The organism is Mycobacterium europaeum (assembly GCF_002102155.1).
GTDB lineage: Bacteria > Actinomycetota > Actinomycetes > Mycobacteriales > Mycobacteriaceae > Mycobacterium > Mycobacterium europaeum.
Window position 1 is genome coordinate 1 of sequence record NZ_LQOU01000014.1, and the last position, 23,536, is coordinate 23,536.

General features: G+C 67.4%; 26 protein-coding genes and 1 pseudogene. 14 read left to right on the top strand and 13 right to left on the bottom strand.

From position 1 onward, the window contains the following. Window positions 1–203 (bottom strand): annotated as a pseudogene (locus AWC03_RS06530) (2-keto-4-pentenoate hydratase); the annotation flags it as partial. A 72-nt stretch (window positions 204–275) separates the two neighbouring features. Between AWC03_RS06530 and kstD the strand changes: the two are divergent. Together kstD and AWC03_RS06540 are read left to right on the top strand one after the other, a co-directional pair. Then, a complete protein-coding gene (gene kstD, locus AWC03_RS06535; protein WP_085239789.1) occupies window positions 276–1,958 on the top strand; it encodes a 3-oxosteroid 1-dehydrogenase in 1,683 nt (560 codons plus the stop codon). 1 nt (window position 1,959) lies between these two features. Further along, window positions 1,960–2,820, top strand: coding sequence for a MaoC/PaaZ C-terminal domain-containing protein (locus tag AWC03_RS06540; RefSeq protein WP_085239712.1), 861 nt, complete (start codon window positions 1,960–1,962; stop codon window positions 2,818–2,820). A gap of 72 nt (window positions 2,821–2,892) precedes the next feature. Here the strand turns inward: AWC03_RS06540 and AWC03_RS06545 are convergent, their stop codons facing one another. The 7 genes from AWC03_RS06545 to AWC03_RS06575 all read right to left on the bottom strand — a co-directional run bounded on the left by AWC03_RS06545 (window position 2,893) and on the right by AWC03_RS06575 (window position 9,758). After that, window positions 2,893–3,732 carry a DUF559 domain-containing protein gene (locus AWC03_RS06545; RefSeq protein ID WP_085239713.1) on the bottom strand — a complete coding sequence of 280 codons (840 nt, stop codon included), beginning with the start codon at window positions 3,730–3,732 and terminating at the stop codon, window positions 2,893–2,895. A gap of 91 nt (window positions 3,733–3,823) precedes the next feature. Continuing rightward, window positions 3,824–4,993, bottom strand: coding sequence for a lipid-transfer protein (locus tag AWC03_RS06550; RefSeq protein WP_085239714.1), 1,170 nt, complete (start codon window positions 4,991–4,993; stop codon window positions 3,824–3,826). Next, window positions 4,994–5,395 carry a MaoC family dehydratase gene (locus tag AWC03_RS06555; protein ID WP_085239715.1) on the bottom strand — a complete coding sequence of 134 codons (402 nt, stop codon included), beginning with the start codon at window positions 5,393–5,395 and terminating at the stop codon, window positions 4,994–4,996. Continuing rightward, entirely contained in the window at window positions 5,392–6,345 is a 954-nt protein-coding gene (locus tag AWC03_RS06560; protein ID WP_085239716.1) for a bifunctional MaoC family dehydratase N-terminal/OB-fold nucleic acid binding domain-containing protein, read from the bottom strand. The genes AWC03_RS06555 and AWC03_RS06560 overlap by 4 nt, the downstream gene beginning before the upstream one ends. Then, window positions 6,342–7,505: an acyl-CoA dehydrogenase FadE29 gene (fadE29, locus tag AWC03_RS06565; protein ID WP_085239717.1), complete on the bottom strand. Its 1,164-nt coding sequence runs from the start codon at window positions 7,503–7,505 to the stop codon at window positions 6,342–6,344. Before fadE29 ends, AWC03_RS06560 begins: the two co-directional genes overlap by 4 nt. Next, window positions 7,496–8,509, bottom strand: a complete 1,014-nt coding sequence (locus tag AWC03_RS06570) for an acyl-CoA dehydrogenase family protein (protein WP_085239718.1) — start codon at window positions 8,507–8,509, stop codon at window positions 7,496–7,498. Before AWC03_RS06570 ends, fadE29 begins: the two co-directional genes overlap by 10 nt. A gap of 7 nt (window positions 8,510–8,516) precedes the next feature. Next, complete coding sequence (locus AWC03_RS06575) at window positions 8,517–9,758, bottom strand: cytochrome P450 (protein ID WP_085239719.1); 1,242 nt, start codon at window positions 9,756–9,758, stop codon at window positions 8,517–8,519. A 122-nt stretch (window positions 9,759–9,880) separates the two neighbouring features. On the opposite strand from AWC03_RS06575, the gene AWC03_RS06580 reads away from it, so the two are divergent. From AWC03_RS06580 to AWC03_RS26785, 5 genes are all read left to right on the top strand, one after another. Continuing rightward, the gene (locus tag AWC03_RS06580) at window positions 9,881–11,044 is read left to right on the top strand and encodes a steroid 3-ketoacyl-CoA thiolase (RefSeq protein WP_085239720.1); all 1,164 of its coding nucleotides are present in this window, start codon (window positions 9,881–9,883) and stop codon (window positions 11,042–11,044) included. Window positions 11,045–11,050: 6 nt separating this feature from the next. Beyond that, on the top strand, window positions 11,051–11,437 hold the full coding sequence (locus AWC03_RS06585) for a DUF8021 domain-containing protein (RefSeq protein WP_085239721.1): 387 nt from the start codon (window positions 11,051–11,053) through the stop codon (window positions 11,435–11,437). A 62-nt stretch (window positions 11,438–11,499) separates the two neighbouring features. Further along, entirely contained in the window at window positions 11,500–11,892 is a 393-nt protein-coding gene (locus tag AWC03_RS06590) for a nitroreductase family deazaflavin-dependent oxidoreductase (RefSeq protein WP_085239790.1), read from the top strand. Between the two features lie 96 nt (window positions 11,893–11,988). Next, entirely contained in the window at window positions 11,989–12,168 is a 180-nt protein-coding gene (locus tag AWC03_RS06595; RefSeq protein ID WP_244275076.1) for a nitroreductase/quinone reductase family protein, read from the top strand. Between the two features lie 352 nt (window positions 12,169–12,520). Next, entirely contained in the window at window positions 12,521–13,402 is an 882-nt protein-coding gene (locus AWC03_RS26785) for a hypothetical protein (RefSeq protein ID WP_141659142.1), read from the top strand. A gap of 95 nt (window positions 13,403–13,497) precedes the next feature. On the opposite strand, the gene AWC03_RS06610 is transcribed toward AWC03_RS26785, so the two are convergent. Both AWC03_RS06610 and AWC03_RS06615 read right to left on the bottom strand, forming a co-directional pair. Next, the gene (locus tag AWC03_RS06610; protein ID WP_085239724.1) at window positions 13,498–14,403 is read right to left on the bottom strand and encodes an SDR family oxidoreductase; all 906 of its coding nucleotides are present in this window, start codon (window positions 14,401–14,403) and stop codon (window positions 13,498–13,500) included. A gap of 14 nt (window positions 14,404–14,417) precedes the next feature. Beyond that, a complete protein-coding gene (locus AWC03_RS06615) occupies window positions 14,418–15,203 on the bottom strand; it encodes an SDR family oxidoreductase (protein WP_167542634.1) in 786 nt (261 codons plus the stop codon). Window positions 15,204–15,262: 59 nt separating this feature from the next. Between AWC03_RS06615 and echA20 the strand changes: the two genes are divergently transcribed. From echA20 to AWC03_RS06650, 7 genes are all read left to right on the top strand, one after another. Further along, window positions 15,263–16,018, top strand: a complete 756-nt coding sequence (gene echA20 / locus AWC03_RS06620; protein WP_085239725.1) for a (7aS)-7a-methyl-1,5-dioxo-2,3,5,6,7,7a-hexahydro-1H-indene-carboxyl-CoA hydrolase — start codon at window positions 15,263–15,265, stop codon at window positions 16,016–16,018. Beyond that, window positions 16,015–16,899: a cholesterol ring-cleaving hydrolase subunit IpdA gene (gene ipdA / locus AWC03_RS06625; RefSeq protein ID WP_085239726.1), complete on the top strand. Its 885-nt coding sequence runs from the start codon at window positions 16,015–16,017 to the stop codon at window positions 16,897–16,899. Before echA20 ends, ipdA begins: the two co-directional genes overlap by 4 nt. After that, window positions 16,896–17,639 (top strand): cholesterol ring-cleaving hydrolase subunit IpdB, encoded by a 744-nt coding sequence (ipdB, locus tag AWC03_RS06630; RefSeq protein WP_085239727.1) that lies wholly within the window; start codon window positions 16,896–16,898, stop codon window positions 17,637–17,639. Before ipdA ends, ipdB begins: the two co-directional genes overlap by 4 nt. 61 nt (window positions 17,640–17,700) lie before the next feature. Beyond that, the gene (gene ipdC, locus AWC03_RS06635) at window positions 17,701–18,774 is read left to right on the top strand and encodes a (3aS,4S,5R,7aS)-5-hydroxy-7a-methyl-1-oxo-octahydro-1H-indene-4-carboxyl-CoA dehydrogenase (RefSeq protein WP_085239728.1); all 1,074 of its coding nucleotides are present in this window, start codon (window positions 17,701–17,703) and stop codon (window positions 18,772–18,774) included. A 54-nt stretch (window positions 18,775–18,828) separates the two neighbouring features. After that, window positions 18,829–19,251, top strand: coding sequence for a nitroreductase family deazaflavin-dependent oxidoreductase (locus AWC03_RS06640; RefSeq protein WP_085239729.1), 423 nt, complete (start codon window positions 18,829–18,831; stop codon window positions 19,249–19,251). Between the two features lie 68 nt (window positions 19,252–19,319). Further along, window positions 19,320–19,967: a SatD family protein gene (locus AWC03_RS06645; RefSeq protein WP_085239730.1), complete on the top strand. Its 648-nt coding sequence runs from the start codon at window positions 19,320–19,322 to the stop codon at window positions 19,965–19,967. Then, entirely contained in the window at window positions 19,964–20,704 is a 741-nt protein-coding gene (locus tag AWC03_RS06650) for a hypothetical protein (protein WP_085239731.1), read from the top strand. The genes AWC03_RS06645 and AWC03_RS06650 overlap by 4 nt, the downstream gene beginning before the upstream one ends. Before the next feature lie 21 nt (window positions 20,705–20,725). On the opposite strand, the gene AWC03_RS06655 is transcribed toward AWC03_RS06650, so the two are convergent. From AWC03_RS06655 to kstR2, 3 genes are all read right to left on the bottom strand, one after another. Then, window positions 20,726–21,637 (bottom strand): hypothetical protein, encoded by a 912-nt coding sequence (locus AWC03_RS06655; RefSeq protein WP_085239792.1) that lies wholly within the window; start codon window positions 21,635–21,637, stop codon window positions 20,726–20,728. Window positions 21,638–21,762: 125 nt separating this feature from the next. Next, window positions 21,763–22,923 (bottom strand): steroid 3-ketoacyl-CoA thiolase FadA6, encoded by a 1,161-nt coding sequence (gene fadA6 / locus AWC03_RS06660; protein WP_085239732.1) that lies wholly within the window; start codon window positions 22,921–22,923, stop codon window positions 21,763–21,765. 2 nt (window positions 22,924–22,925) lie between these two features. Further along, window positions 22,926–23,528, bottom strand: a complete 603-nt coding sequence (gene kstR2, locus AWC03_RS06665) for a TetR family transcriptional regulator KstR2 (protein WP_090418673.1) — start codon at window positions 23,526–23,528, stop codon at window positions 22,926–22,928. Window positions 23,529–23,536 lie beyond the last annotated feature (8 nt).

The following is a 23,536-nucleotide window of genomic DNA, read 5'->3' on the forward strand; positions in this document are numbered from 1 at the left end:
GCCTTCGACGACAGGCCCACCTTGTGCCCCAGCACGCGGGCGCCCTCGGCGACCCGCTGGCGGATGTTGATGAGCTGGATCTCGTACGCGTCGACGACGTCGATCTCCGGGTGAACAGCGGTCAGCGGAGCGATCGGCTCACGGCTCCGCTCGGCCTGCGCCAGCTCGGCAGCAAGCTCGTCTCGCGTCGCAAGACTGAGCATCTTCGGAAGTCTCCTCGTTCGTGTGACCGGCCCAGTAGCGCCCGGCCCGCGCAATTCTATAACGTGTTCTACATGACAGCACAGGAGCTCGACGTCGTCGTGGTCGGGAGCGGCGGAGCCGGCATGGTAGCTGCCCTTACCGCCGCTCACCGGGGCCTTTCGACCGTAGTCATCGAAAAGGCTGCGCATTTCGGCGGCTCGACCGCGCGGTCGGGAGGAGGCGTCTGGATCCCCAACAACGAGATCCTCAAGCGTGACGGCGTCCGCGACAACCCCGAGGCGGCGCGGACCTACCTGCACGGCATCGTCGGCAACATCGTCGAGCCGGAACGCATCGACACCTACCTCGACCGCGGGCCCGAGATGCTGTCCTTCGTGCTGAAGCACACCCCGCTGAAAATGTGCTGGGTTCCGCGCTACTCCGACTATTACCCCGAGGCGCCGGGCGGCCGCGCCGACGGCCGCTCGATCGAGCCGAAGCCGTTCGACGCCCGCAAGCTGGGCGCCGACATGCCGGGGCTGGAGCCCGCGTACGGCAAGGTGCCGCTCAACGTGGTTGTGATGCAACAGGACTACGTGCGGCTGAACCAGCTAAAGCGACACCCGCGGGGCGTGCTGCGCAGCCTGAAGGTCGGCGCCCGCACGATGTGGGCGAAGGCGACCGGGAAGAACCTCGTCGGCATGGGCCGGGCGTTGATCGGTCCGCTGCGCATCGGGCTGCAGCGGGCCGGCGTTCCGGTGTTGCTCAACACCGCGCTCACCGACCTGTACGTCGAGGACGGCGTGGTGCGCGGCGTCTACGTTCGCGACACCGGCGCATCGGAGTCCGCGGAGCCGCGGCTGATCCGGGCCCGGCGCGGGGTGATCCTCGCCTCCGGCGGGTTCGAGCACAACGAGCAGATGCGGGTGAAGTACCAGCGCGCGCCGATCACCACGGAGTGGACCGTCGGCGCCAAGGCCAACACCGGCGACGGGATCGTCGCCGCCGAAAAGCTCGGCGCGGCACTGGAACTGATGGAAGACGCCTGGTGGGGGCCGACCGTGCCGCTGGTGGGTGCGCCGTGGTTCGCGTTGTCGGAACGCAATTCGCCGGGATCGATCATCGTCAACATGTCGGGCAAGCGGTTCATGAACGAGTCCATGCCCTATGTGGAGGCCTGCCACCACATGTACGGCGGCGAATTCGGCCAGGGCCCCGGCCCGGGCGAGAACATTCCGGCGTGGCTGGTGTTCGACCAGCAATACCGGGACCGCTACATCTTTGCGGGACTGCAGCCCGGGCAACGCATTCCGCGCAAATGGCTGGAGTCCGGGGTCATCATCCAGGCCGACACGCTCGAGGAGCTGGCCCAGCAGGCCGGCCTTCCGGTCGCCGAGTTCACCGCGACGGTGGCCCGCTTCAACGGCTTCGCCAGGTCGGGCGTCGACGAGGACTATCACCGCGGCGAGAGCGCGTACGACCGCTACTACGGCGACCCGACCAACAAGCCGAACCCCAACCTGGGAGAGCTCACGCATGCGCCGTATTACGCGGCCAAGATGGTGCCGGGCGACCTGGGTACCAAGGGCGGCGTCCGCACCGACGTCCACGGTCGCGCGCTGCGGGACGACGGCAGCATCATCGAAGGGCTCTACGCCGCAGGCAATGTCAGCGCCCCGGTGATGGGTCACACCTATCCGGGCCCGGGCGGCACCATCGGCCCGGCCATGACCTTCGGTTACCTGGCCGCACTGCACATCGCGGGGGAAAACTGATATGCCCATTGATGTAGACGTCGCGCTGGCGGCCGAGCTCGAACCCATCGACTTCGCGTGGACGAGCAGCGATGTGCAGCTCTACCACCTGGGGCTGGGTGCCGGTAAAGATCCGATGGACCCGCGCGAACTGCGTTACCTCGTCGACGACACACCGCAGGTCCTGCCGACGTTCGGCAACGTCGCGGCGTCGTTCCACATGACCAAGCCGCCGACCGTGCAGTTCCCCGGCATCGACATCGAGCTCGGCAGGGTGCTGCACGCCAGTGAGCGGGTGGAGGTGCCGGGGCCGCTGCCGCCCTCGGGATCCGCTCGCGCCGTCACCCGGTTCACCGACATCTGGGACAAGGGCAAGGCCGCGGTGATCTGGAGCGAGACGACGGTGAGCGCACCCGACGGCACGCTGCTGTGGACGCAGCGGCGGTCCATCTTCGCGCGCGGCGAGGGCGGTTTCGGCGGGGAACGCGGGCCGTCCTCGTCGGACGCGGCGCCCGACCGCGCCCCCGATGTGGAGGTCGAGGTGCCGATCCTGCCGCAGCAGGCGCTGCTGTACCGGCTCTGCGGCGACCGCAACCCGCTGCACTCCGATCCGGAATTCGCTGCGGCGAACGGCTTTCCGCGGCCCATCCTGCACGGCCTGTGCACCTACGGCATGACGTGCAAGGCCATCGTGGACACGATGCTGGACGGCGACGCCGGGGCGGTGGCCGCCTACGGTGCGCGCTTCGCCGGCGTGGCGTTCCCCGGTGAGACGCTCAACGTCGGCATCTGGAAGGAAGACGGGCGGCTGCTGGCCAGCGTCGTCGCGCCCGCGCGCGACAACGCCGTGGTGCTCTCCGGCGTCGAACTGGTGCCCGCGTAGGGTCGCTTTGGCTTCTGCGTCTCGCCGAGTGTGAAGTTAGCTTCACGTTCGGTGTCGAGCGTGAAACTAGTTTCACGCTCGACGTGCGCGGGCCGCGCGCACTCGGCTGACGATGTCGGCCGGCCGGTCTCCCGCGACCACCCTTACGACGATCCACCCCAGACGCTCGAGCATTTCCAGGCGCCGGACGTCCCACGTGTATTGCCGGCGATCACTGCGGTGTTGCTCGCCGTCGTACTCCACCGCGACCTTCATCTCTTCCCAGCCCATGTCCAGATATGCGACCGCACTGCCAAATTCGTTGAGCACTGGAATCTGGGTTTGCGGCCTCGGCAGCCCTGCCTGGACTAGGACAACGCGCAGCCAAGACTCCTTGGGAGACTGGGCGCCACTGTCGAACAGCGCTATCGCATCCCTTGCCCGGACGACGCCTCGCCGGCCCGCGTACCTCTCAGCGAGCATTTCGACATCCGCCGGCTTGATTCGCGTTGCGCGGGCCAGTGCGTCGATGCCGGCGACTGCCGCGGTAGTCGGATACCAGCAGCCGAGGTCCAACGCCGTCCTGGCCGCCGACGTCACCGGAATCCCGCCTAGGACGGCAATCTCATCTTCCTCGATTCGGTCCCCATGAGCCCTGATCCCGGCCTGACGATGGCGATTGTCGTGAATGAGATCCACCACCGCGGCGCCATCGACCCACTCGCTTCCGTGTAGCGCCGCCGCCGAGAAGCCGGCGACGACGCCCTGACGCCCGGTCCACAACCAACCGGCCCTCGCCCGCAGCGCGGCGGTGATGTCCGAATCCCGGCCGACGTACACATCTCGGAACAGCCGGAGATAACCGGTGCAGAGCTGACCTCTGGTCAACGCGCCTCGAGCAACGGCCTCACTGCCAAGGAACGGCTCACCCACGACGGCAGCGTCGCACGTGTCACTCGCAGCGTCACTTCACTCGTCGAGCGTGAAGTTAGTTTCACACTCGACGAAGCAGAAAGTGGTCAAACTAGCCGAGGATCAGACCCGAGGTGGGGACGCCGGTGCCCGCAGTGACGAGGACGTGCTCGACGTCGGGTACCGGGTTCACCGAGGTCCCGCGCAGCTGCCGCACACCCTCGGCGATGCCGTTCATGCCGTGGATGTAGGCCTCGCCGAGCTGACCGCCGTGGGTGTTGATCGGAAGCCGCCCACCGATTTCGATCGCACCGTCGGCGATGAAGTCCTTGGCCTCACCGCGACCGCAGAACCCCAACTCCTCCAACTGAATCAGTGTGAACGGGGTGAAGTGGTCATACAGGACGGCGGTCTGGATGTCGGACGGCTTGAGACCGGATTGCTGCCACAGCTGCTGTCCCACCACGCCCATCTCGGGCAGTCCCAGTTCGGGTCGGTAATAGCTGACCATTGTGTACTGGTCGGGGCTCGAGCCCTGCGACGCCGCCTCGATGACGGCCGGCCGCTGCTTGAGGTCCCGCGCGCGCTCCGCCGACGTCACCACGATCGCGACCGCGCCGTCGGTCTCCTGGCAGCAGTCCAGCAGCCGCAGCGGCTCGGCGATCCATCGCGAATTCTGGTGGTCCTCAATGGTTATCGGCTTCTCGTAGAAGTACGCCTTCGGGTTCTTGGCGGCGTGCTTGCGGTCGGCCACCGAGATCGCACCGAAGTCGCGGCTCGTCGCACCGGACAGCTGCATGTAGCGCCGGGCGATCATGGCGACCTGCGCGGCCGGCGTCGAGAGCCCGTGCGGGTAGGAGAACGAATTGTCCGCAGCGGTCGAATCGGCCTGTGCGCGAGCGTCGCCCACCAACCGGGTCTGCACCTGACCGAACCGCATGCCCGAGCGTTCGTTGAACGCACGGTACGCCACCACGACGTCGGCCACCCCGGTGGCGACCGCGATCGCGGCCTGCTGAACGGTCGCGCAGGCGGCACCGCCGCCGTAGCCGATCTGCGAGAAAAACTTCAGGTCACCGATGCCGACCGCCCGCGCCACCGCGGTCTCGTTGTTGGTGTCCATCGTGAAGGTGGTCAGCCCGTCGACGTCCGCCGGCGAAAGGCCCGCGTCGTCCAGCGCGTCCAAGACGGCCTCGGCCGCCAGCCGCAGCTCGCTGCGGCCGGAGTCCTTCGAGAAGTCGGTGGCACCGATGCCGACGATCGCCGCTTTACCCGACAACATCTACGAGTCCCCCATCGTCAGCGTCACGGTCGCGATCACGTGGTCGCCAAGGCTGTTGCGGCCGAACACCTTCACCGCGATCAGGCCGTCCTCCACCGCGGTCACCTCACCGGAGAAGGTGACCGTGTCGTAGGCGTACCACGGCACCCCGAGCCGCAGCCCGATCGACTTGATCAGCGCGGACGGACCCGCCCAGTCGGTCACGTAGCGCTGCACCAGCCCGGTGTCGGTCAGGATGTTGACGAAGATGTCCTTCGACCCCTTGGCCTGCGCCAGATCCCGGTCGTGGTGCACGTCCTGGAAGTCGCGCGTGGCCAATGCCGTCGAGATGATGAAGGTCGGACTGCCGTGCAGCTTGAGCTCGGGCAGCGTCGTGCCGACCTCGATGGCCGGTGCGCTCATGCCCGGGGCTCCCAGGCATACAGGGTCCACTCGGGGCCGCTGTCGCCCGCCGGAAAGTCGATATAGGTTGCGCGCACCGGCATTCCAATCTCCACCTCGGTGGGGTCCACCCCGCGCAGCTCGCCCAGCATTCGCACGCCCTCGTCGAGCTCGACCAACGCGATCACGAACGGCAGCGTGCGGCCGGGGACCTTCGGCGCATGGTGCACCACGAAACTGAACACCGTGCCCTTGCCGGACGCCACCACGTAGTCGATGGGGGCGGCCTTGTCCTGCCATACCGCAGGCACCGGCGGGTGCTGCAGGCTGCCGTCGGGCCGCCGCTGGATCCTCAGCTCGTGCGCCTTGACGCCCTCCCAGAAGAAGGCCGTGTCGCGCGACGACGAGGGGCGCATCATGGCGTCGGGATCCAGGTCCGCGGGAACCGAGGACGGCGCGGCATCCGACTCGCGGGGCTTGAATTTCAGGATGCGCCAGTTCATCTCGGCGACGTCCTCGTCCCCGACTCGCCAGATGATGTGCTGGTTGATGAAGTAGCCCTCGCCCAGGCCGGTCTGCTTGGGTCCCACCACGTCACCCATCTCGGAGGTGATGCTGACGTGCTCGCCGGGCTGCAGGTAGCGGTGGTAGGTCTGTTCGCAGTTGGTGGCGACCACGCCGATGTAGCCGGCGTCGTCGAACAACTGCATGATGGGACCCATCGGATCGTCCTTCGGACGCTCCCCGCCCAGGCCGAACATGGTCCACACCTGAATCATGGCCGGTGGGGCGACGATTCCCGGGTGCCCGACGGCGCGGGCCGCGGCCTCGTCGACGTAGATGGGGTTGCGGTCGCCGATGGCCTCGACCCAGTTGTTGATCATCGGCTGGTTCACCGGGTCGCGGCCGGCGCGCGGCTTGGGGCCGCCGGCCGCCTTGATCTCCGCAACGGCCTCCTGGATGTCGGTCACCGGGGAACCCTCGGCACCTGGAGGCCGGCGGCCGCGATCATCTCTCGCATGACTTCGTTCACCCCTCCACCGAAGGTGATCACCAGGTTCCGCTTGGTTTGCGAGTCCAGCCAGTCGAGCAGCTCGGCGGTGTCCGCCTCGGCGGGGTTACCGTACTTGCCGACGATCTCCTCGGCGAGCCGGCCGATCCGCTGGATGCGCTCGGTGCCGAAGACTTTCGTGGACGCGGCGTCGGCCACGTTGATGTCCTCGCCCGCGGCGGCCACCTGCCAGTTCAGCAGCTCGTTGATCCGCCACGTCGCGTGGATCTCGCCGAGCGCGCGCTTGACGTCGGCGTGGTCGATCGGCGTGACCCCGTCCGCGCCGGGCTTCGACGCCCAGGCGTGCACCCGGTCGTAGATGCCGGCGATACGACCGGCGGGGCCCAGCATGACCCGTTCGTTGTTGAGCTGGGTGGTGATCAGTTTCCACCCGCCGTTCTCCTCGCCGACCAGCATGTCGGCGGGCACGCGCACATCGTTGTAGTAGGTGGCGTTGGTGTGGTGGGCGCCGTCGGACAGGATGACGGGCGTCCACGAGTAGCCCGGGTCCTTGGTGTCGACGATCAGGATCGAGATGCCCTTGTGTTTCACCGCTTCCGGGTCGGTGCGGCAGGCCAGCCAGATGTAGTCCGCGTCGTGCCCGCCGGTGGTCCACATCTTCTGGCCGTTGACGATGTACTCGTCGCCGTGGCGCACGGCGGTGGTGCGCAGCGAAGCCAGGTCGGTCCCAGCCTCGGGCTCGCTGTAGCCGATCGCGAAGTGCACCTCACCCGCCAGGATCGCCGGCAGGAACTTCTTCTTCTGCATCTCGCTGCCGAACTGTTGCAGGGTCGGGCCGACGGTCTGCAACGTCACGGCGGGCAGTGGCACGTCGGCCCGATGCGCCTCGTTGACGAAGATCGACTGCTCGATCGGCCCGAAGCCCAAGCCGCCGAACTCCTTTGGCCACCCGACCCCGAGCTTGCCGTCCTTGCCCATCCGCCGGATCACGGCGCGGTAGGCCTCGTTGTGACGGTCCTGCTCCATCGCCTTCATCTCGTCGGACGAGATGAGGTTGGAAAAGTATTCTCGCAGTTCGGCCTGCAGCTGACGCTGCTCCGGAGTCAGGTCTATGAACATTGCGCTCCCACCAGGTCGAGACGATGAGAAGGCCCGCCCAGCAGCCGGGTCAGGTCTTTGATCGTGGAATAGTACCGGTGCATCGGATAGGTGATGTCCATTCCCATGCCGCCGTGCAGATGGTGACAAAGCTGCATCACCGGCGGAGCCTGCGAGGCAATCCAGTAGCCCAGGACGTCGAGGTCGTCGTCGGCGTCCCGGCCCTCGGACAGCCGCCAGGCGACCGACTTCGCCGCCAAATCGATGGTGCGCGAGGCGATGTACACCTCGGCGAGCTGGGCCGCGACGGTCTGGAACGTCGACAGCGGCTTGCCGAACTGCTTGCGGTTGGCCACGTAGTCCGCGGTGAGCCGCAGCGCTCCGGCAACCAGCCCGTCGGCGTAGGCGCCGACGGCCGCCAGCGCCAGCTGGTTGACCCGAGACGCCGTGGCGCCCGACAGGACGTCGGACTCCCCGACGGCGACGTCGGCGAACGTCACCGTGTATTCGTCGGCGCCGCTGGACGTCGGGGTTTGGACCAACTGCACACCGTCGGCCTTGGGCGACACGACGACGACCGCGCTGTCCGCGGTGACGATCAGCCAATCCGCTTGTCCGGCATAGCCGACACCGACCTTGGTGCCCGACAGCCGCCCGGCGGCGAAGGTCGTCGACGGCCGATCGGGCAGCGCGGTCCCCGGCTCGTTCAGGGCGGCCGTCAGCACGCCGCCCTTGGTGACGCCGGCCAGGAACCGGTCCTGCTGTTCGCCGGATGCCAGGTCGAGCAGCGGCACCACGCCGAAGCCGAGCGTGACGAGCGCGGGTGTGATGGCGCCGCGGCGGCCCACCTCGGTCAGCACCGTGGCGACCTCGGGCAGGCCCACCCCGTCGCCGCCGAGCCGCTCGGGCACCGGCAGCGCGGTCACGCCCCCACTGACCAACGCGTCCCAGCTGAGGTCCCGGTCCAGCACCGAGGTCACCACGTCGGCGACGGCCTGTTGCGTCGCGGTCAGATTGAAGTCCATCAGGACGTCACCGCGCGGTTCCGGCGTAGTCGACCTGCCAGTGCTTGATCCCGTTGAGCCAGCCCGACCGCAGCCGCTCGGGCTCACCGATCGGCTTGAGGTCCGGCATGTGGTCGGCGACCGCGTTGAAGATCAGGTTGATGGTCATGCGGGCCAGGTTCGCACCGATGCAGTAGTGGGCGCCCGTCCCGCCGAAACCGACGTGGGGATTCGGGTCGCGCAGGACGTTGAAGGTGTGCGGGTCCTCGAAGACCTCGTCGTCGAAGTTGGCCGACCGGTAGGACATCACCACCCGCTGGCCCTTCTTGATCTGCACGCCGGCCAGCTCGGTGTCCTCGCTGGCGGTGCGCTGGAAGGCCGACACCGGGGTGGCCCACCGGATGATCTCGTCGGCGGCCGTCGACGGGCGCTCCTTCTTGAAGATCTCCCATTGATCGGGGTTGTTCGCCATGGCGATCATGCCGTGGGTGATCGAGTTGCGGGTGGTCTCGTTGCCCGCCACCGCGAGCATGACCACGAAGAAACCGAACTCGTCGTCGGAGAGCTTCTCGCCCTCGATGTCGGCCTGGATGAGCGTGGTGACGATGTCGTCGGTGGGGTTCTTGCCCCGCTCCTCGGCCATGGCCATCGCGTACGTGATCAGCTCCATCGAGGACTGCGCCGGATCGACGGTGGCGTACTCGGGATCGGTGCCACCGGTCATCTCGTTGGACCAGCGGAACAGCTTGTCGCGATCCTCCTGCGGGACGCCGAGCAGGCCGGCGATGGCTTGCAGCGGCAGCTCGCACGAGACCTGCTCGACGAAGTCGCCGCTGCCCTCGGCCGCCGCCGTCTTGGCGATGTTCTGGGCGCGCTGGGCCAGTTCGGCCTCCAGCCGTCCGATGGCCCGCGGCGTGAACCCGCGGGAGATGATCTTGCGCAGCCGGGTGTGGTGCGGCGCGTCCATGTTGAGCATGACACTGCGCTGCAGTTCGACCTGCTCGCGCTTCATCTCCGGCGGCCACGTCGGGATCGCGCCGTTCATCCAGCTGGAGAAGATGTCGCTGCGTTTCGACACCTCCTTGACGTCGGCGTGCCGGGTGACGATCCAATAGCCGTGGTCCTCGAAGCCGCCGGCGCCGTTGGGGATGTCGACCCAGTGGATCGGCTCCGCCTTGCGCAGCCAGGCGAGCTCCTCGACGGGCAACCCGGCGAGGTTGACGTCGGGGTCCAGGAAGTCGAAGTCGGCGGGAATGTTGGGGGGTGCCATGATGTGTGCGCTCCTCAATTGCAACGTGTTCTAGTGCCAGTAAAACACGGCTCCTAGGCAGATAAAAGGCAGGTCATCATCCTCGCTTGTCAGAGTAATGAAACGTGTTCTAGCCTGACGGAATGGGTAACCCGGTAATCGTCGAAGCCACCCGCAGCCCGATCGGCAAGCGGAACGGATGGCTGTCAGGGCTGCACGCCACCGAGCTCCTCGGTGCGGTGCAGAGGGCACTTGTGGAGAAGGCCGGCATCGACGCGGGCGATGTCGAGCAGGTGATCGGCGGCTGCGTGACGCAGTTCGGCGAGCAGTCCAACAACATCACCCGGGTGAGCTGGCTCGTCGCCGGGTTGCCGGAGCACGTCGGCGCCACCACGGTGGACTGCCAGTGCGGCAGCAGCCAGCAGGCCAACGGCCTGATCGCCGGCCTGATCGCGGCCGGTGCGATCGACGTCGGCATCGCCTGCGGGATCGAGGCCATGAGCCGCGTCGGACTCGGCGCGAACGCCGGTCCCGACCGCAGCATCCTGCGACCCGCATCGTGGGACATCGACCTGCCCGACCAGTTCACCGCCGCCGAGCGGATCGCCAAGCGGCGCGGCATCACCCGCGACGACATCGACCGGTTCGGTTACGAGTCGCAGGCGAAGGCCAAGCAGGCGTGGGAGGAAGGCCGGTTCGATCGCGAGATCTCCCCGATCGAGGCGCCGGCGCTGGACGAGAACAAGCAGCCGACGTCCGAGCGGGTCACCATCTCCCGCGACCAGGGCCTGCGTGAGACCACCCTGTCCGGCCTCTCCTCGCTCAAGCCGGTCATCGAGGGCGGAATCCACACGGCGGGAACGTCGTCGCAGATCTCCGACGGCGCCGCGGCCGTGTTGTGGATGGACGAGGACAAGGCCAAGGCGCTCGGGCTGCGGCCGCGGGCGCGCATCGTGAGCCAGGCGCTCGTCGGCGCCGAGCCCTACTACCACCTGGACGGCCCGGTGCAGTCGACCGCCAAGGTGCTCGAGAAGGCCGGCATGAAGATGGGCGACATCGACCTGGTCGAGATCAACGAGGCGTTCGCGTCGGTGGTGCTGTCGTGGGCGCGCGTCCACGAGCCCGACATGGCACGGGTCAACGTCAACGGCGGGGCCATCGCGCTGGGCCACCCGGTGGGCAGCACCGGCAGCCGGCTGATCACCACCGCGCTGCACGAACTGGAGCGCACCGACCAGAGCACCGCGCTGATCACCATGTGCGCGGGCGGCGCCCTGTCGACCGGCACGATCATCGAGCGCATCTAGCCGGTCTTGATCGTCTCTGAAGAGAGCCGCATCGCCGCGGCGCAGTCCTACATCGACGCGCTCGTCAGTCACCAAGGTGACTCCGTTCCGTTCGCGGCCGGATGCACCCGCGTCGAGCAGGGGATCAAGAACGGCTTCTCCGGAAACCACCTGCGCCGCAGCCTCAATCGCGGGGCCCAGTATCGATTGCTGGCCGACACCACGCCGCCCGACTATCGGATCGAGGGCGACGCGGTGCACGCGGCGTACGTCGTGCTGACCAGGGCGGCGCTCGGCGGCCGCCGGCTGGCCGCGCGGGTCGACGAGACGTTCGTGATTCCCGCCGAAAGCGCAAGCGGCAAGGCCGAAATCCACCACATTAAGGTTCGCTTCCAACCGTTCATCCAGCGCTAAGGACAGCAGTGGAAAAGCCCAAGTCGTTGAACTCGCCCACGACCGGTCTCATCATCAAGTGGATGTCCCGGGCCAACACCTGGATGTATCGCCTCAGCAAGGGGAAGTGGGGCGGCACCTTCCAGAAGAACCCGGTGGCGCTGCTGACCACCACCGGACGCAAGACCGGCCAGCCACGCGTGAGCCCGCTGCTCTACCTGCGCGAAGGCGATCGCGTGATCCTGGTGGCCTCGCAGGGTGGCCGCGACAAGCACCCCCTGTGGTATCTCAACCTCAAGGCCAACCCCAAGGTCTCGGTGCAGATCAAAGACGAGGTGTTGCAGTTGCAGGCCCGCGACGCCACGGCCGAGGAACGCGCGGAGTATTGGCCGAAGTTGGTCGCCATGTACCCCAACTTCGACGACTACCAGTCGTGGACCGATCGGGTGATCCCGATCGTCATCTGCGACCCGTAACGTCAGACACGTGACTAAGGGGTTCCGCAACCCACGTTTCTCGCCTTAGCACTGAAATACTTTGCACACGCTCAGATTGGGCATATCGCTGTACGAATGGCCGGCTGCGCCCGGTTGCTGTGGTTCCCGGCGGCGCTGGTGACGACCATCGGACGTGGATCCGGTAAGCCTCGGACCACGCCGACGCTCGAACTGAGCGTCGGCGAGGGGATGATCTTGCCCGCGTCGTTCGGCGCCCCGCACCAGGAACCCAACCTGGTATCTCAACCTCCTTAAGGCCGACCCGATCATCGAGGTTCAGGTCCGCGACGAGCGCGCCGTCAGATGACTGCCCCTGAGCTCGGCGGTATTCATGTGCTGCATTGACGTTCATCGCCCCGGTCCCCGCCGCTCCGGGCTGTTTCATGTATTCCACCGTGCCGACCATCGTTGATGCCAGGCCAATGTAAGTCGCCCGGTCTGGGGTCGTCGATCCTTTGGAACAGCATGGATTTGACGGGCAGCGTTAGCTGCGGATGGGCCGAACTTGTAGGGAAATCCCTTATTCTCCGGCCACCCCGACGGCCATAGGCTGTAAAAAGTCTGACGCGTGCGAACTTACGCCACACACATCTCGGAAGGCACTGCCGTGGCTGAACGAATGACGAAACGTTTCGCGGTCCTGGTCGCCACGGCCACGGCCTGTCTGTTCGGAATCGTCGATGCCACAACATCGATGGCGCCAACCGCCAGCGCCGACACGCTGCCGAACGGATACAGCGTGACCTGTACGCCCAACGGTCCGCACGAGCCGACCTGCATCGTTTCCGGGTGCCCGCGGGTGCACGGAGATGAGGCTGGGGATGTGATCCATATCAACGGCCAGGGTTATTTCATGCAACCCGAACTCAGCAAAGGGTGCAACAACACCGCGTCCTTTACTATTGCTGCAAGTACGAAGCCGCAAACCTTCTCGATCCAGGGCTGCCGCAAACACTTCCCGGGTACGGATGATTGCGGCGCCTGGTCGGACTATACGTATGTGCCGCCTGCGGCGGCGGCAGCGCCGGCACCCGCGCCCGACCAGTTGCCCGTGCGATGCACCGGCGGACCGGATGCGGGAAAGACCCTTCCGCCCGGCTCTAATTGCGCCGCAGCGCCGGCTCCGGCAGCGCCGGTGAAATGCCCGACCGGTTCGGTGACAGACACCGTCCCAGCCGGCCAGCAGTGCAGCGCGCCGACGAACGCAGTCGCGGTGAACATCTCGCGGAATGGATTCAATGCCCGCGTAGCTATCACCAACAATTCCAGCCTGCCCGCCAAATGCAGCTACACCGCTACGAAATCCGGTGGATTCGGGCCGCAAGAGGTCGATAGAAGCATCGACGTCGCTGCGAACAGCACCGGTGCGATCACCGACATGCTGTGGCCCCCACTGGGCACCAGCTATGACACAACGGTGAAGTGCACAGTCAACTACAACAACAAGCAGACCTCCATCGGTCAGTCCAGCGAGAAAGTCAGCGGCTGACGACCGATCGCGGTAGCCGCGGGGTCGCCGATGAACGGCCGCAGCAGGGGCTGCGAGTGTTCGACGACCTCGTCACCGCGCTTGGGGGGCTCGCTCTAAGCGCCGTACACCGGGACCGGCGGGCGCGCCTTGGCGAGCAGGTCGGCGACGACGGGCCCGAGCTCCGCGGGGTCCCACCTTGCGCCCTTGTCGATCTGCGGCCCGTGCGCCCAGCCCTCCGCGACCCGGATCTTCCCGCCCTCGACCTCGAACACCTTCCCGGTGACGTCACGGGACTCGGCGCTGCCCAGCCAGACCACCAGCGGCGAGACGTTCTCCGGTGCCATGGCGTCGAAATCCTGGTCCTGCGTTGCCATCATCTCGGCGAACACCGTCTCCGTCATGCGGGTGCGCGCCGACGGCGCGATGGCGTTGACGGTGACGCCGTAGCGGCCCATCTCGGCGGCGCCGACCAACGTCATCGCGGCGATGCCGGCCTTGGCGGCGCTGTAGTTGCCCTGGCCGACGCTGCCCTGCAGGCCGGCACCCGAGCTGGTGTTGATGATCCGCGCGTCAACGGTTTTGCCCTCTTTCGACAGCCCCCGCCAGTACGACGCGGCGTGCCGCATCGTGGCGAAGTGCCCCTTGAGGTGCACGGCGATGACGGCGTCGAACTCCTCCTCGCTGGTGTTGGCCATCATCCTGTCCCGCACGATGCCGGCGTTGTTCACCAGAACGTCGAGCCCGCCGAAGGTGTCGATGGCGGTCTGGATCAGGCCGGCGGCCTGGTTCCAGTCGGCGACGTTGGACCCGTTGGCGACGGCTTCCCCACCGGCCGCGGTGATTTCGTCGACGACGCCCTGGGCGGCGCTGCCGCCGCCGGCCGGTGAGCCGTCCAGGCCCACGCCGATGTCGTTGACCACCACGCGCGCGCCCTCGGCCGCAAAGGCCAGCGCGTGCGCGCGACCGATACCGCCGCCCGCTCCGGTGACGATGACGACGCGGCCGTCAACCACTCCCATTGTTCGTTTCTCCTCTACTTGATCGCGCTGGCGTTCGTGGTGGCCAGGTAGTGCGGCGGCTCGCCGCCGCCGTGCACCTCCAGCGAGGCACCGCTGATGTAGGACGCGGCGTCAGATGCCAAGAAGGCTGCAGCCCAACCGATATCGTCGGGTTTGGCCAGCCGGCCCAGCGGCACGTTCTTTGAAATCGCGGCGATGGACTCGGCGTCACCGTAGAACAGTTCGGACTGCTCGGTCTCCACCATGCCGACCACGCAGGCGTTCACCCGGACCTTCGGCCCCCACTCCACCGCCAGCGTCTGCGTCAGGCTCTCCAGGCCGGCCTTGGCCGCTCCGTACGCACCGGTGCCCGGCGACGGCCGGCGACCGCTCAGGCTGCAGATGTTGATGATCGACCCGCCACGGTCCTGGTTTTGCATCTTGTCGTTGGCGTGCTGCGAAACCGACAGCGCGCCAATCAGATTGAGTTCGATGATCTTGCGGTTGAACTTGGCGCTGGATTCGGCGGTCAGCACGTACGGCGAACCGCCGGCGTTGTTGATCACGACGTCGAGCCGGCCGTGCCTGTCGACGATGGAGTCGATCAGCGCCTTGACCGCATCGTCGTCGCGGACGTCGCAGGAATGGAACTCATAGGGCAATCCCTCGACGGGCCGCCGCGCACAGGTGATGACGGTCGCCCCCTGCCCGGCGAAGACCGAGCTGATGCCGGCGCCCACTCCGCGGACCCCGCCGGTGACCAGAACCACCCGGCCGGCGAGCCCGAAGTCGATGGCGTCGGGTGCTTCGGCGCGAGTCACTGTGCTAGCGTACCAAGCAAGTGCTTGCTTAGGTAGTTACCCCACAAGGAAGTGGCACCTTGCCCATCACATCGAAAACCACCGAACCGGGCATCGTCGCGGTCACCGTCGACTTCCCCCCGGTCAATGCCATCCCGTCGCGCGGCTGGTTCGACCTGGCCGACGCCGTCACCTCCGCCGGCCAGGATCCGCAGACCCACGTCGTCATCCTGCGGGCCGAGGGGCGCGGATTCAACGCCGGGGTCGACATCAAGGAGATGCAGCGCACCGAGGGTTTCACCGCGTTGATCGACGCCAACCGCGGCTGCTTCGCCGCCTTCCGCGCGGTCTATGAGTGCGCGGTGCCCGTCGTTGCCGCCGTGAACGGGTTCTGCGTCGGCGGCGGCATCGGCCTGGTCGGCAACTCCGACGTCATCGTGGCCTCCGACGACGCCACCTTCGGGCTGCCCGAGGTGGAGCGCGGCGCCCTGGGTGCGGCCACCCACCTGTCCCGGCTGGTGCCCCAGCACCTGATGCGGCGGCTGTTTTTCACCGCGGCCACCGTCGACGCCGCCACCCTGCACCACTTCGGTTCGGTGCACGAAGTGGTGCCGCGCGACCAGCTGGACGACGCCGCGTTGCGGGTTGCCCGCGACATCGCCACCAAGGACACCCGCGTCATCCGCGCGGCCAAGGAGGCGCTCAACCTCATCGACGTGCAGCGGGTCAACTCGAGTTACCGTATGGAACAAGGCTTTACGTTCGAGCTCAACCTGGCCGGCGTCGCCGACGAGCACCGCGACGCGTTCGCCGGTACCGCGAAGGGTAAGAAGTGACCGACAAGAGGACCATGCTGGACGACGCCGTCGCGCAATTGCGCAGCGGCATGACGATCGGCATCGGCGGCTGGGGCTCGCGGCGCAAGCCGATGGCCTTCGTGCGGGCCATGCTGCGCACCGACATCAAGGACTTGACCGTGGTCACCTACGGCGGGCCGGATCTGGGCCTGCTCTGCTCGGCGGGCAAGGTCAAGCGCGCCTACTACGGCTTCGTCTCGCTGGACTCCCCGCCCTTCTACGACCCCTGGTTCGCCAAGGCCCGCACCAGCGGCGCGATCGAGGCCCGGGAGATGGACGAGGGCATGCTGCGATGCGGCCTGCAAGCGGCCGCGCAGCGCCTGCCGTTCCTGCCGATTCGGGCCGGGCTGGGCAGCTCGGTGCCCGACTTCTGGGAGGGCGAGCTGCGGACCGTGACCAGCCCGTACCCCGCACCCGAGGGTGGCCACGAGACGCTGATCGCGATGCCGGCGCTGCGCCTGGACGCGGCGTTCGTCCACCTCAATCTCGGTGACTGCCGGGGCAATGCGGCCTACACCGGGATCGATCCCTACTTCGACGACCTGTTCCTGATGGCCGCCGACAGGCGCTTCCTCTCGGTGGAGCGCGTGGTCTCCACCGAGGAGCTGGTCAAAGCCGTTCCGCCGCAGGCCCTGCTGGTGAACCGGATGATGGTCGATTCCGTGGTGGAGGCGCCGGGTGGCGCCCACTTCACCACCGCCGCACCGGATTACGGGCGCGACGAGAAATTCCAGCGCCATTACGCCGAAGCCGCCTCCACCGGGGACGGCTGGCAGACGTTCGTCCAGACCTACCTGTCGGGTGGCGAGGACGACTACCAGGCGGCGGTTCGCGCATTCGCAGAGGAGGCCGCCAAGTGAGCACGACCCGCGCCGAGGTATGCGCCGCAGCCTGTGCCGAATTGTTCCGGGACGCGGGCGAGATCATGGTCAGCCCGATGACGAACATGGCCTCGGTCGGTGCCCGGCTGGCGCGGTTGACGTTCTCGCCGGACATCGTGCTGACCGACGGCGAGGCGCAGCTCCTCGCGGACACCCCGGCCCTGGGCAAGGCCGGGCCCGTCGAGGGCTGGATGCCGTTCGGCCGGGTATTCGAGACGCTGGCCTGGGGGCGCCGGCACGTGGTGATGGGCGCCAATCAGGTTGACCGGTTTGGCAATCAGAACATCTCGGCGTTCGGCCCGCTGCAGCACCCGACCCGGCAGATGTTCGGCCTGCGGGGCGCGCCCGGCAACGCGATCAACCACGCCACCAGCTATTGGGTGGGCAACCACTCCAAGCGGGTGTTCTGCGAGGCCGTCGACGTCGTCTGCGGCATCGGCTGGGACAAGGTGGACCCGGACAACCCGGCGTTCCGCTTCGCCAACACCTACCGGGTGGTGTCCAACCTCGGGGTCTTCGACTTCGGCGGTCCGGACCACACGATGCGGGCGCTGACGCTGCACCCGGGAGTGTCGCCCGACGACGTTCGTGAGGCCACCTCTTTCGAGGTGCACGGCGTGGACGAGGCGGGCGAGACCAGGCAGCCGACGGACGAAGAGCTCCGCCTGATCCGCGAGGTGATCGATCCGAAGTCCCTGCGCGACAGAGAGATCCGCTGATGATCATTCCGCCTCTCCCCCGCAAGCGGGAGGTGCCCCCACTGCATCGTCGGCGGTGGCGATGAAGTTGCGCACGCCGCTGACCGAGCTGGTCGGTGTCGAGCACCCAGTGGTCCAAACCGGGATGGGATGGGTGGCCGGCGCCCGGCTGGTGGCCGCCACCGCCAACGCGGGTGGGCTGGGCATCCTGGCTTCGGCCACCATGACGCTCAACGAATTGGCCACGGCCATCGGCAAGGTCAAGGCGGCCACCGACAAGCCGTTCGGCGTGAACATCCGCGCCGACGCCGCTGACGCCGGCGACCGCGTCGACCTGATGATCCGCGAGGGCGTGAAGGTGGCGTCGTTCGCCCTGGCCCCCAAGCAGGAGCTCATCGCCCGACTGAAAGAGGCCGGCGCGGTGGTGATTCCGTCGATCGGCGCGGCCAAGCACGCGCGCAAGGTCGCGGCCTGGGGCGCCGACGCGATGATCGTGCAGGGCGGCGAGGGCGGCGGGCACACCGGCCCGGTCGCCACCACGCTGCTGCTGCCGTCGGTGTTGGACGCCGTGCAGGGCACCGGAATTCCGGTGATCGCGGCGGGGGGCTTCTTCGACGGGCGCGGGCTGGCGGCCGCACTGAGCTACGGCGCCGCCGGCGTGGCGATGGGCACGCGCTTTCTGCTGACCTCCGACTCGACCGTGCCCGATGCGGTCAAGCGGCGCTACCTGGATGCGGCGCTGGACGGCACGGTGGTCACCACCCGGGTGGACGGCATGCCGCACCGCGTCCTGCGCACCGGACTGGTCGAGAGGCTGGAAAGCGGTTCGCCGGTAAGGGGTCTCACCGCGGCCGTCCGCAATGCGGCGAAGTTCAAACACATGTCGCAGATGACCTGGCGATCGATGATCCGCGACGGCCTGGCCATGCGCCACGGCAAGGAGCTGACCTGGTCACAGGTGGTGATGGCGGCCAACACGCCGATGCTGCTCAAGGCCGGGCTGGTCGAGGGCAACACCGAGGCCGGCGTGCTCGCCTCGGGCCAGGTGGCCGGCATCCTCGAGGACCTGCCGTCGTGCTCGGAGCTGATCGACTCGATCGTGCGGGACGCGATCAAGCATCTTCAGGCGGCGTCGGCACTCGTCGACGAACGGTAAGCCGGCGACCAAAGACCCTGGCTTCGGCCCGGTGCGCGGCGTCACCCTGGATGGATGATGACACTGGAACCGGCAACCTGGCCCACTCCGCTCTTGAACGCGATTCGCACTTCCAACAAATACCTGCTCAACCCGCTGATGCTGCGGCTGGCCGGCCGCAAGAACTGGTATGCGGCGGCGATCGAGCACACCGGACGGCGCTCGGGCAAGGCGTACACCACACCGGTCGTCGCCGAGCGAACCACCGACGGCTTCCTCATCCCGCTGCCCTACGGCACCGACGTGGATTGGTTGCAGAACCTTCGTGCCGCGGGGCGAGCGACCATCTACTCACACGGCGAGAAGTACGAGGTGGTCCAGCCCGAGATCATCGACGCGGCCGAGGCCCTGCCCATGGTGTCGGCTTCCCGGCGGCGCACCTTTGAACGTGTCGGTATCGAGGCGTACGTGCGGGTCAAGGACCAGCCGGCGGGCTGAACAACATGCCGATTGCGCGGGATTAAGCTCAGAACTAAATATGGATCGAATTAAGCTATAGTCTTCATATGGCGATGATGAAGGCGATGCCTTCAATCTGTGCGACGCTGATCGGCGATGTCGTGGGATCCCGGCGGGCCCGCGACCGGGCCGCCCTGCATCGACGCGTCGCCGCCGCCCTCGACCAGGTCGCCGCCGGAGCGATCGACCCACCCTCCTTCACCGTCGGGGACGAGTTTCAGGGCAGCTATCCCGCTCTCGGTGGTGCCATCGATGCGGCCCTGACCGTGCGCCTGCTCCTTGCACCCGACATCGACGTCCGATTCGGGCTCGGGTGGGGCGCGGTGACCGTCCTCGATGCCGACGCGGGAATCCAGGACGGCCCCGGGTGGTGGACTGCCCGCGAGGCCATCCAGCAGACGGCGGAGACCCAGCGGCAGCCCGGTTTCGCGCTGGTGCGCACGACATTTCGGGCGGCCGGCGAGACGCGCACGGACGTCGCCGCCGTCAACGCCGCGCTGATGTGTCGGGACCATCTGCTTGGATCGCTCGATGAGAGATCGTTGCGGATTGTGAGGGGGCTGATGACCGGCCGGACCAAAAAGGAGCTCGCCGCCGCCGAGGGCATCAGTCCGTCGGCGGTGTCACAGCGCACGAGCCGCGATGGATTGGACCTGATTCTCCTTGCCAGCCAATACCTTCGGGGGCTGCCGTGAGTGTCATCGCCGTCCTGCTCACCGCCCTCGGCATCGCCGACCTGTGTCGGCGCGCCGTGCGTGCGGCATGGGTGCCGCTGGCCGTCGGACCGGTCGTGGTGGCGGCGCTCGCGGCGCTGGGCGCCCTGTGGCATGCCGGCGACATCCCGCTGCTGGTCCTGGCGGCCGCCTCGGTCGTGGCATGGGAATGGCTGTGCGCGCGCAGCGAACGCAGCGGCGGCCACCAAGCCGCGCCGCTGGGGGTGTTCACCGCGGCGCTGGCCCTGCCGACGCTGATGTCCGGATGGTCGTCGCCGGTCAACGGCGCCATCGCGCGGTGGATGGGTTGGGTGCACTTGCCACTCAGCCACGTCACACCCGACCGGCTGCTCATGATTGTCGGCGTCGTGCTGGTGCAATTCGCGACCGCGAACCAGCTGGTCCGCCTGGTGCTCGGCTCGGTCGGAGCGGTGCGCCCGGCGGGTGAGCCGCAACCGTCGGACCGGCTCAAGGGCGGCCGGCTGCTGGGCCCCATGGAACGCCTGCTGATCCTCAGCCTGGGCGTCGGTGGGCAGGTGGCCGCGGCCAGTGCCGTCGTCGCCGCCAAGGGCATCATCCGGTTTCCGGAGTTGGCCGCCCAGAAGGGCCGCGACGGTCAGGTCGGGATCGACGAGGTGACGGAGTACTTCCTGGTTGGCAGCTTCACCAGTTGGCTGCTGGCCCTCGGCGGCATCGGCCTGGTGCTGGCCACCCGGTAAGTGCAACGGCCAGTGTGTAATTCACGACGCGACACGCCGAGCGGGCGTCGTGAATTGCACACTCGGCGACGAGGACGCGCGCCCGGCCGCCGTCCGCATCGCGGCAACCACCCGGGCAATCAACGTCCCCTGCCGATGGCGGAGGAGGTCGCTGCTCACCCTGACGATCGTCCAGCCCAGGTCGAGCAACGCGGCGTGCCGGTCGATGTCGCGTTGGCGCTGCGCAGGGTCCGTCCAGTGTTGGGGTCCGTCGTACTCGATGCCGACCAGCAGCTCGCGATAGCCCATGTCTATGCGCGCAACGAAGTCGCCGTATTCGTCGCAGACCGTGATCTGCGTTTGTGGCGCAGGCAATCCGGCGTCGATCAACACCATCCGCGTTCGGGTCTCCTGCGGAGATTCGGCACCGCGGTCCACGAGCGGCAGTACGTCCCGCAGGCGTACCAACCCCCGGGACCCGCGATGCTGGGCCATCACGGCCTCGACGTCGGCGATCTTGAAGTCGGTGGCGTTCGCCAGTGCGTCCAGCCGCTGGACGGCTTGCAGCCGCGCGGATGTCCACCGCCCAATGTCGAAGGCCGTGCGCGCAGCTCCGGTTACCGGCATGCCGTCGACTTCGACTACCTCACCGGGAAGCAAACTTTCGTTGTGCACCGTGATGCCTGCCGGCGGCCTCCGGCTGTGGTGTAGCAATTCGGCGTCAAGCGCCGGGCTCACCCACTTGGCGCCGAGAAGCGACGCCGCAGAATTGCCGGCAATGACTCCCTTGCGCCGCGACCACAGCCATGCCGCGAAGGCACGCTCGCGCGCCGTCAATTCGACGCCCGCCGGTATGTACACGCCCGGGTAGACCGCTGCATGCAGCGAGCGCATTGCGCGCTCCGGCATGGCCCTGGCGGCTAAGGCCTCGCTGCCCAAAAATGCTTCGATCATGTCGCTGATGCTGCCAAGCACCACTGACACCGCCTCGAACGTGCAATTCACGACGCGACACGCCGACCGGGCGTCGTGGATTGCACGCTCGGCGACGAGGACGGACCAGACGGGCCCCCCAGCCGCTACAGCCGTTCGATGATGGTGACGTTCGCGGTGCCGCCGCCCTCGCACATCGTCTGCAGGCCGTAGCGGCCACCGATGCGTTCGAGCTCGTTGAGCATCGTGGTGAAGAGCTTGGCGCCGGTCGCACCCAGCGGATGCCCGAGGGCGATCGCACCACCGTTGGGGTTGACCTTCTCCGGGTCGGCCTTCGTCTCCTTGAGCCACGCCATCACCACCGGCGCGAACGCCTCGTTGATCTCGACGGTGTCGATGTCGTCGATCGACAGGCCGGTCTTGTCGAAGGCGTAACGAGTCGCGGGAATGGGCCCGGTCAGCATGAACACCGGGTCGGCGGCCCGGGCACTGATGTGGTGGATGCGCGCCCGCGGGGTCAGCTTGTGGTCCTTGACCGCCTGCTCGGAGGCCAGCAGCACCGCGCTGGCGCCGTCGGAGATCTGGCTGGCCATCGCCGCCGTCAGCCGACCGCCATCCACGAGCGTCTTGAGGCCGGCCATCTTCTCCAGCGACGACTCACGCGGTCCCTCGTCGACCCGGAACGGCCCGGATTCGGTTTCCACGGTGATGATTTCGTTGTCGAAGTGACCCGCGCGAATCGCGGCGAACGCGCGCTCGTGGCTGGTCAGCGAATACTGCTCCATCTCTTCCCGGGACAGGTTCCACTTCTCGGCGATCATCTCCGCGCCGCGGAACTGAGAGATCTCCTGATCGCCGTACCGATGCAGCCACTGCTTGGACTCGTTGGTGGGCGAGGTGAAGCCGAACTGCTCGCCCACGGTCATCGCCGACGAGATCGGGATCTGGCTCATGTTCTGCACGCCGCCGGCCACGATGAGGTCGGCCGTGCCCGACATGATCGCTTGGGCGCCAAAGGAAATCGCCTGCTGACTGGAACCGCACTGCCGGTCCACGGTGACGCCGGGAACCTCTTCGGGGTAGCCGGCGGCCAGCCACGACAGCCGCGCGATGTTGCCCGCCTGCGCGCCGATGGCGTCGACGCAACCGGCGATCACGTCGTCGACGGCGGCGGGGTCGACGTCAACCCGGTCGAGCAGTCCGCGCCAACCCAGGGCACCGAGGTCCACCGGGTGCACCCCGGCCAGCGATCCGTTTCGCTTGCCGATCGCGGTGCGCACAGCGTCGATGACGTACGCCTCAGGCATTTTCAGACTCCTTCTTTGGTAATCCCACCGAGAACGATGGCGAGGTATTGCTGACCCACCTGTTGGGCGGTGAGCGGTCCGCCGGGTTGGTACCAGCGCACCGACACCCAGGTGGTGTCACGGATGAAGCGGTAGACGAGGTCGACGTTCAGGTCGGGCTGGAAGTAGCCCTCGTCGATGCCCTGGTTGATCACCTCGACCCACATCTTGCGTTGCTGGCGGTTCATGTCCTCGATGTAGGAGAACCGGGGCTGCGACAACAACCGCTGGGCTTCGTCCTGGTAGATGACCACCTGCGCGTGCCGATGCTCGATCGCCTCGAACGACGCCATGAACAGGCCTTTGAGCCGCTCTAGCGGGTTGGCCTCGCTGTCCATGATCTCGCGGTAGCGGGCGAACAACCAGTCCAGGAAACTGCGCAGCAATTCGTCGACCATCTCCTCCTTGGAGGAGAAGTGATGATAGAGACTGCCCGACAGGATGCCCGCGCTGTCGGCGATGTCGCGCACGGTGGTGGCGCGCAGGCCGCGCTCGGCGAACATCGTCGCGGCGAGTTCCAACAACTCGTCGCGGCGACTGTTCGCCTGGCCGGCCACTCGTTCCACCCGGCCAG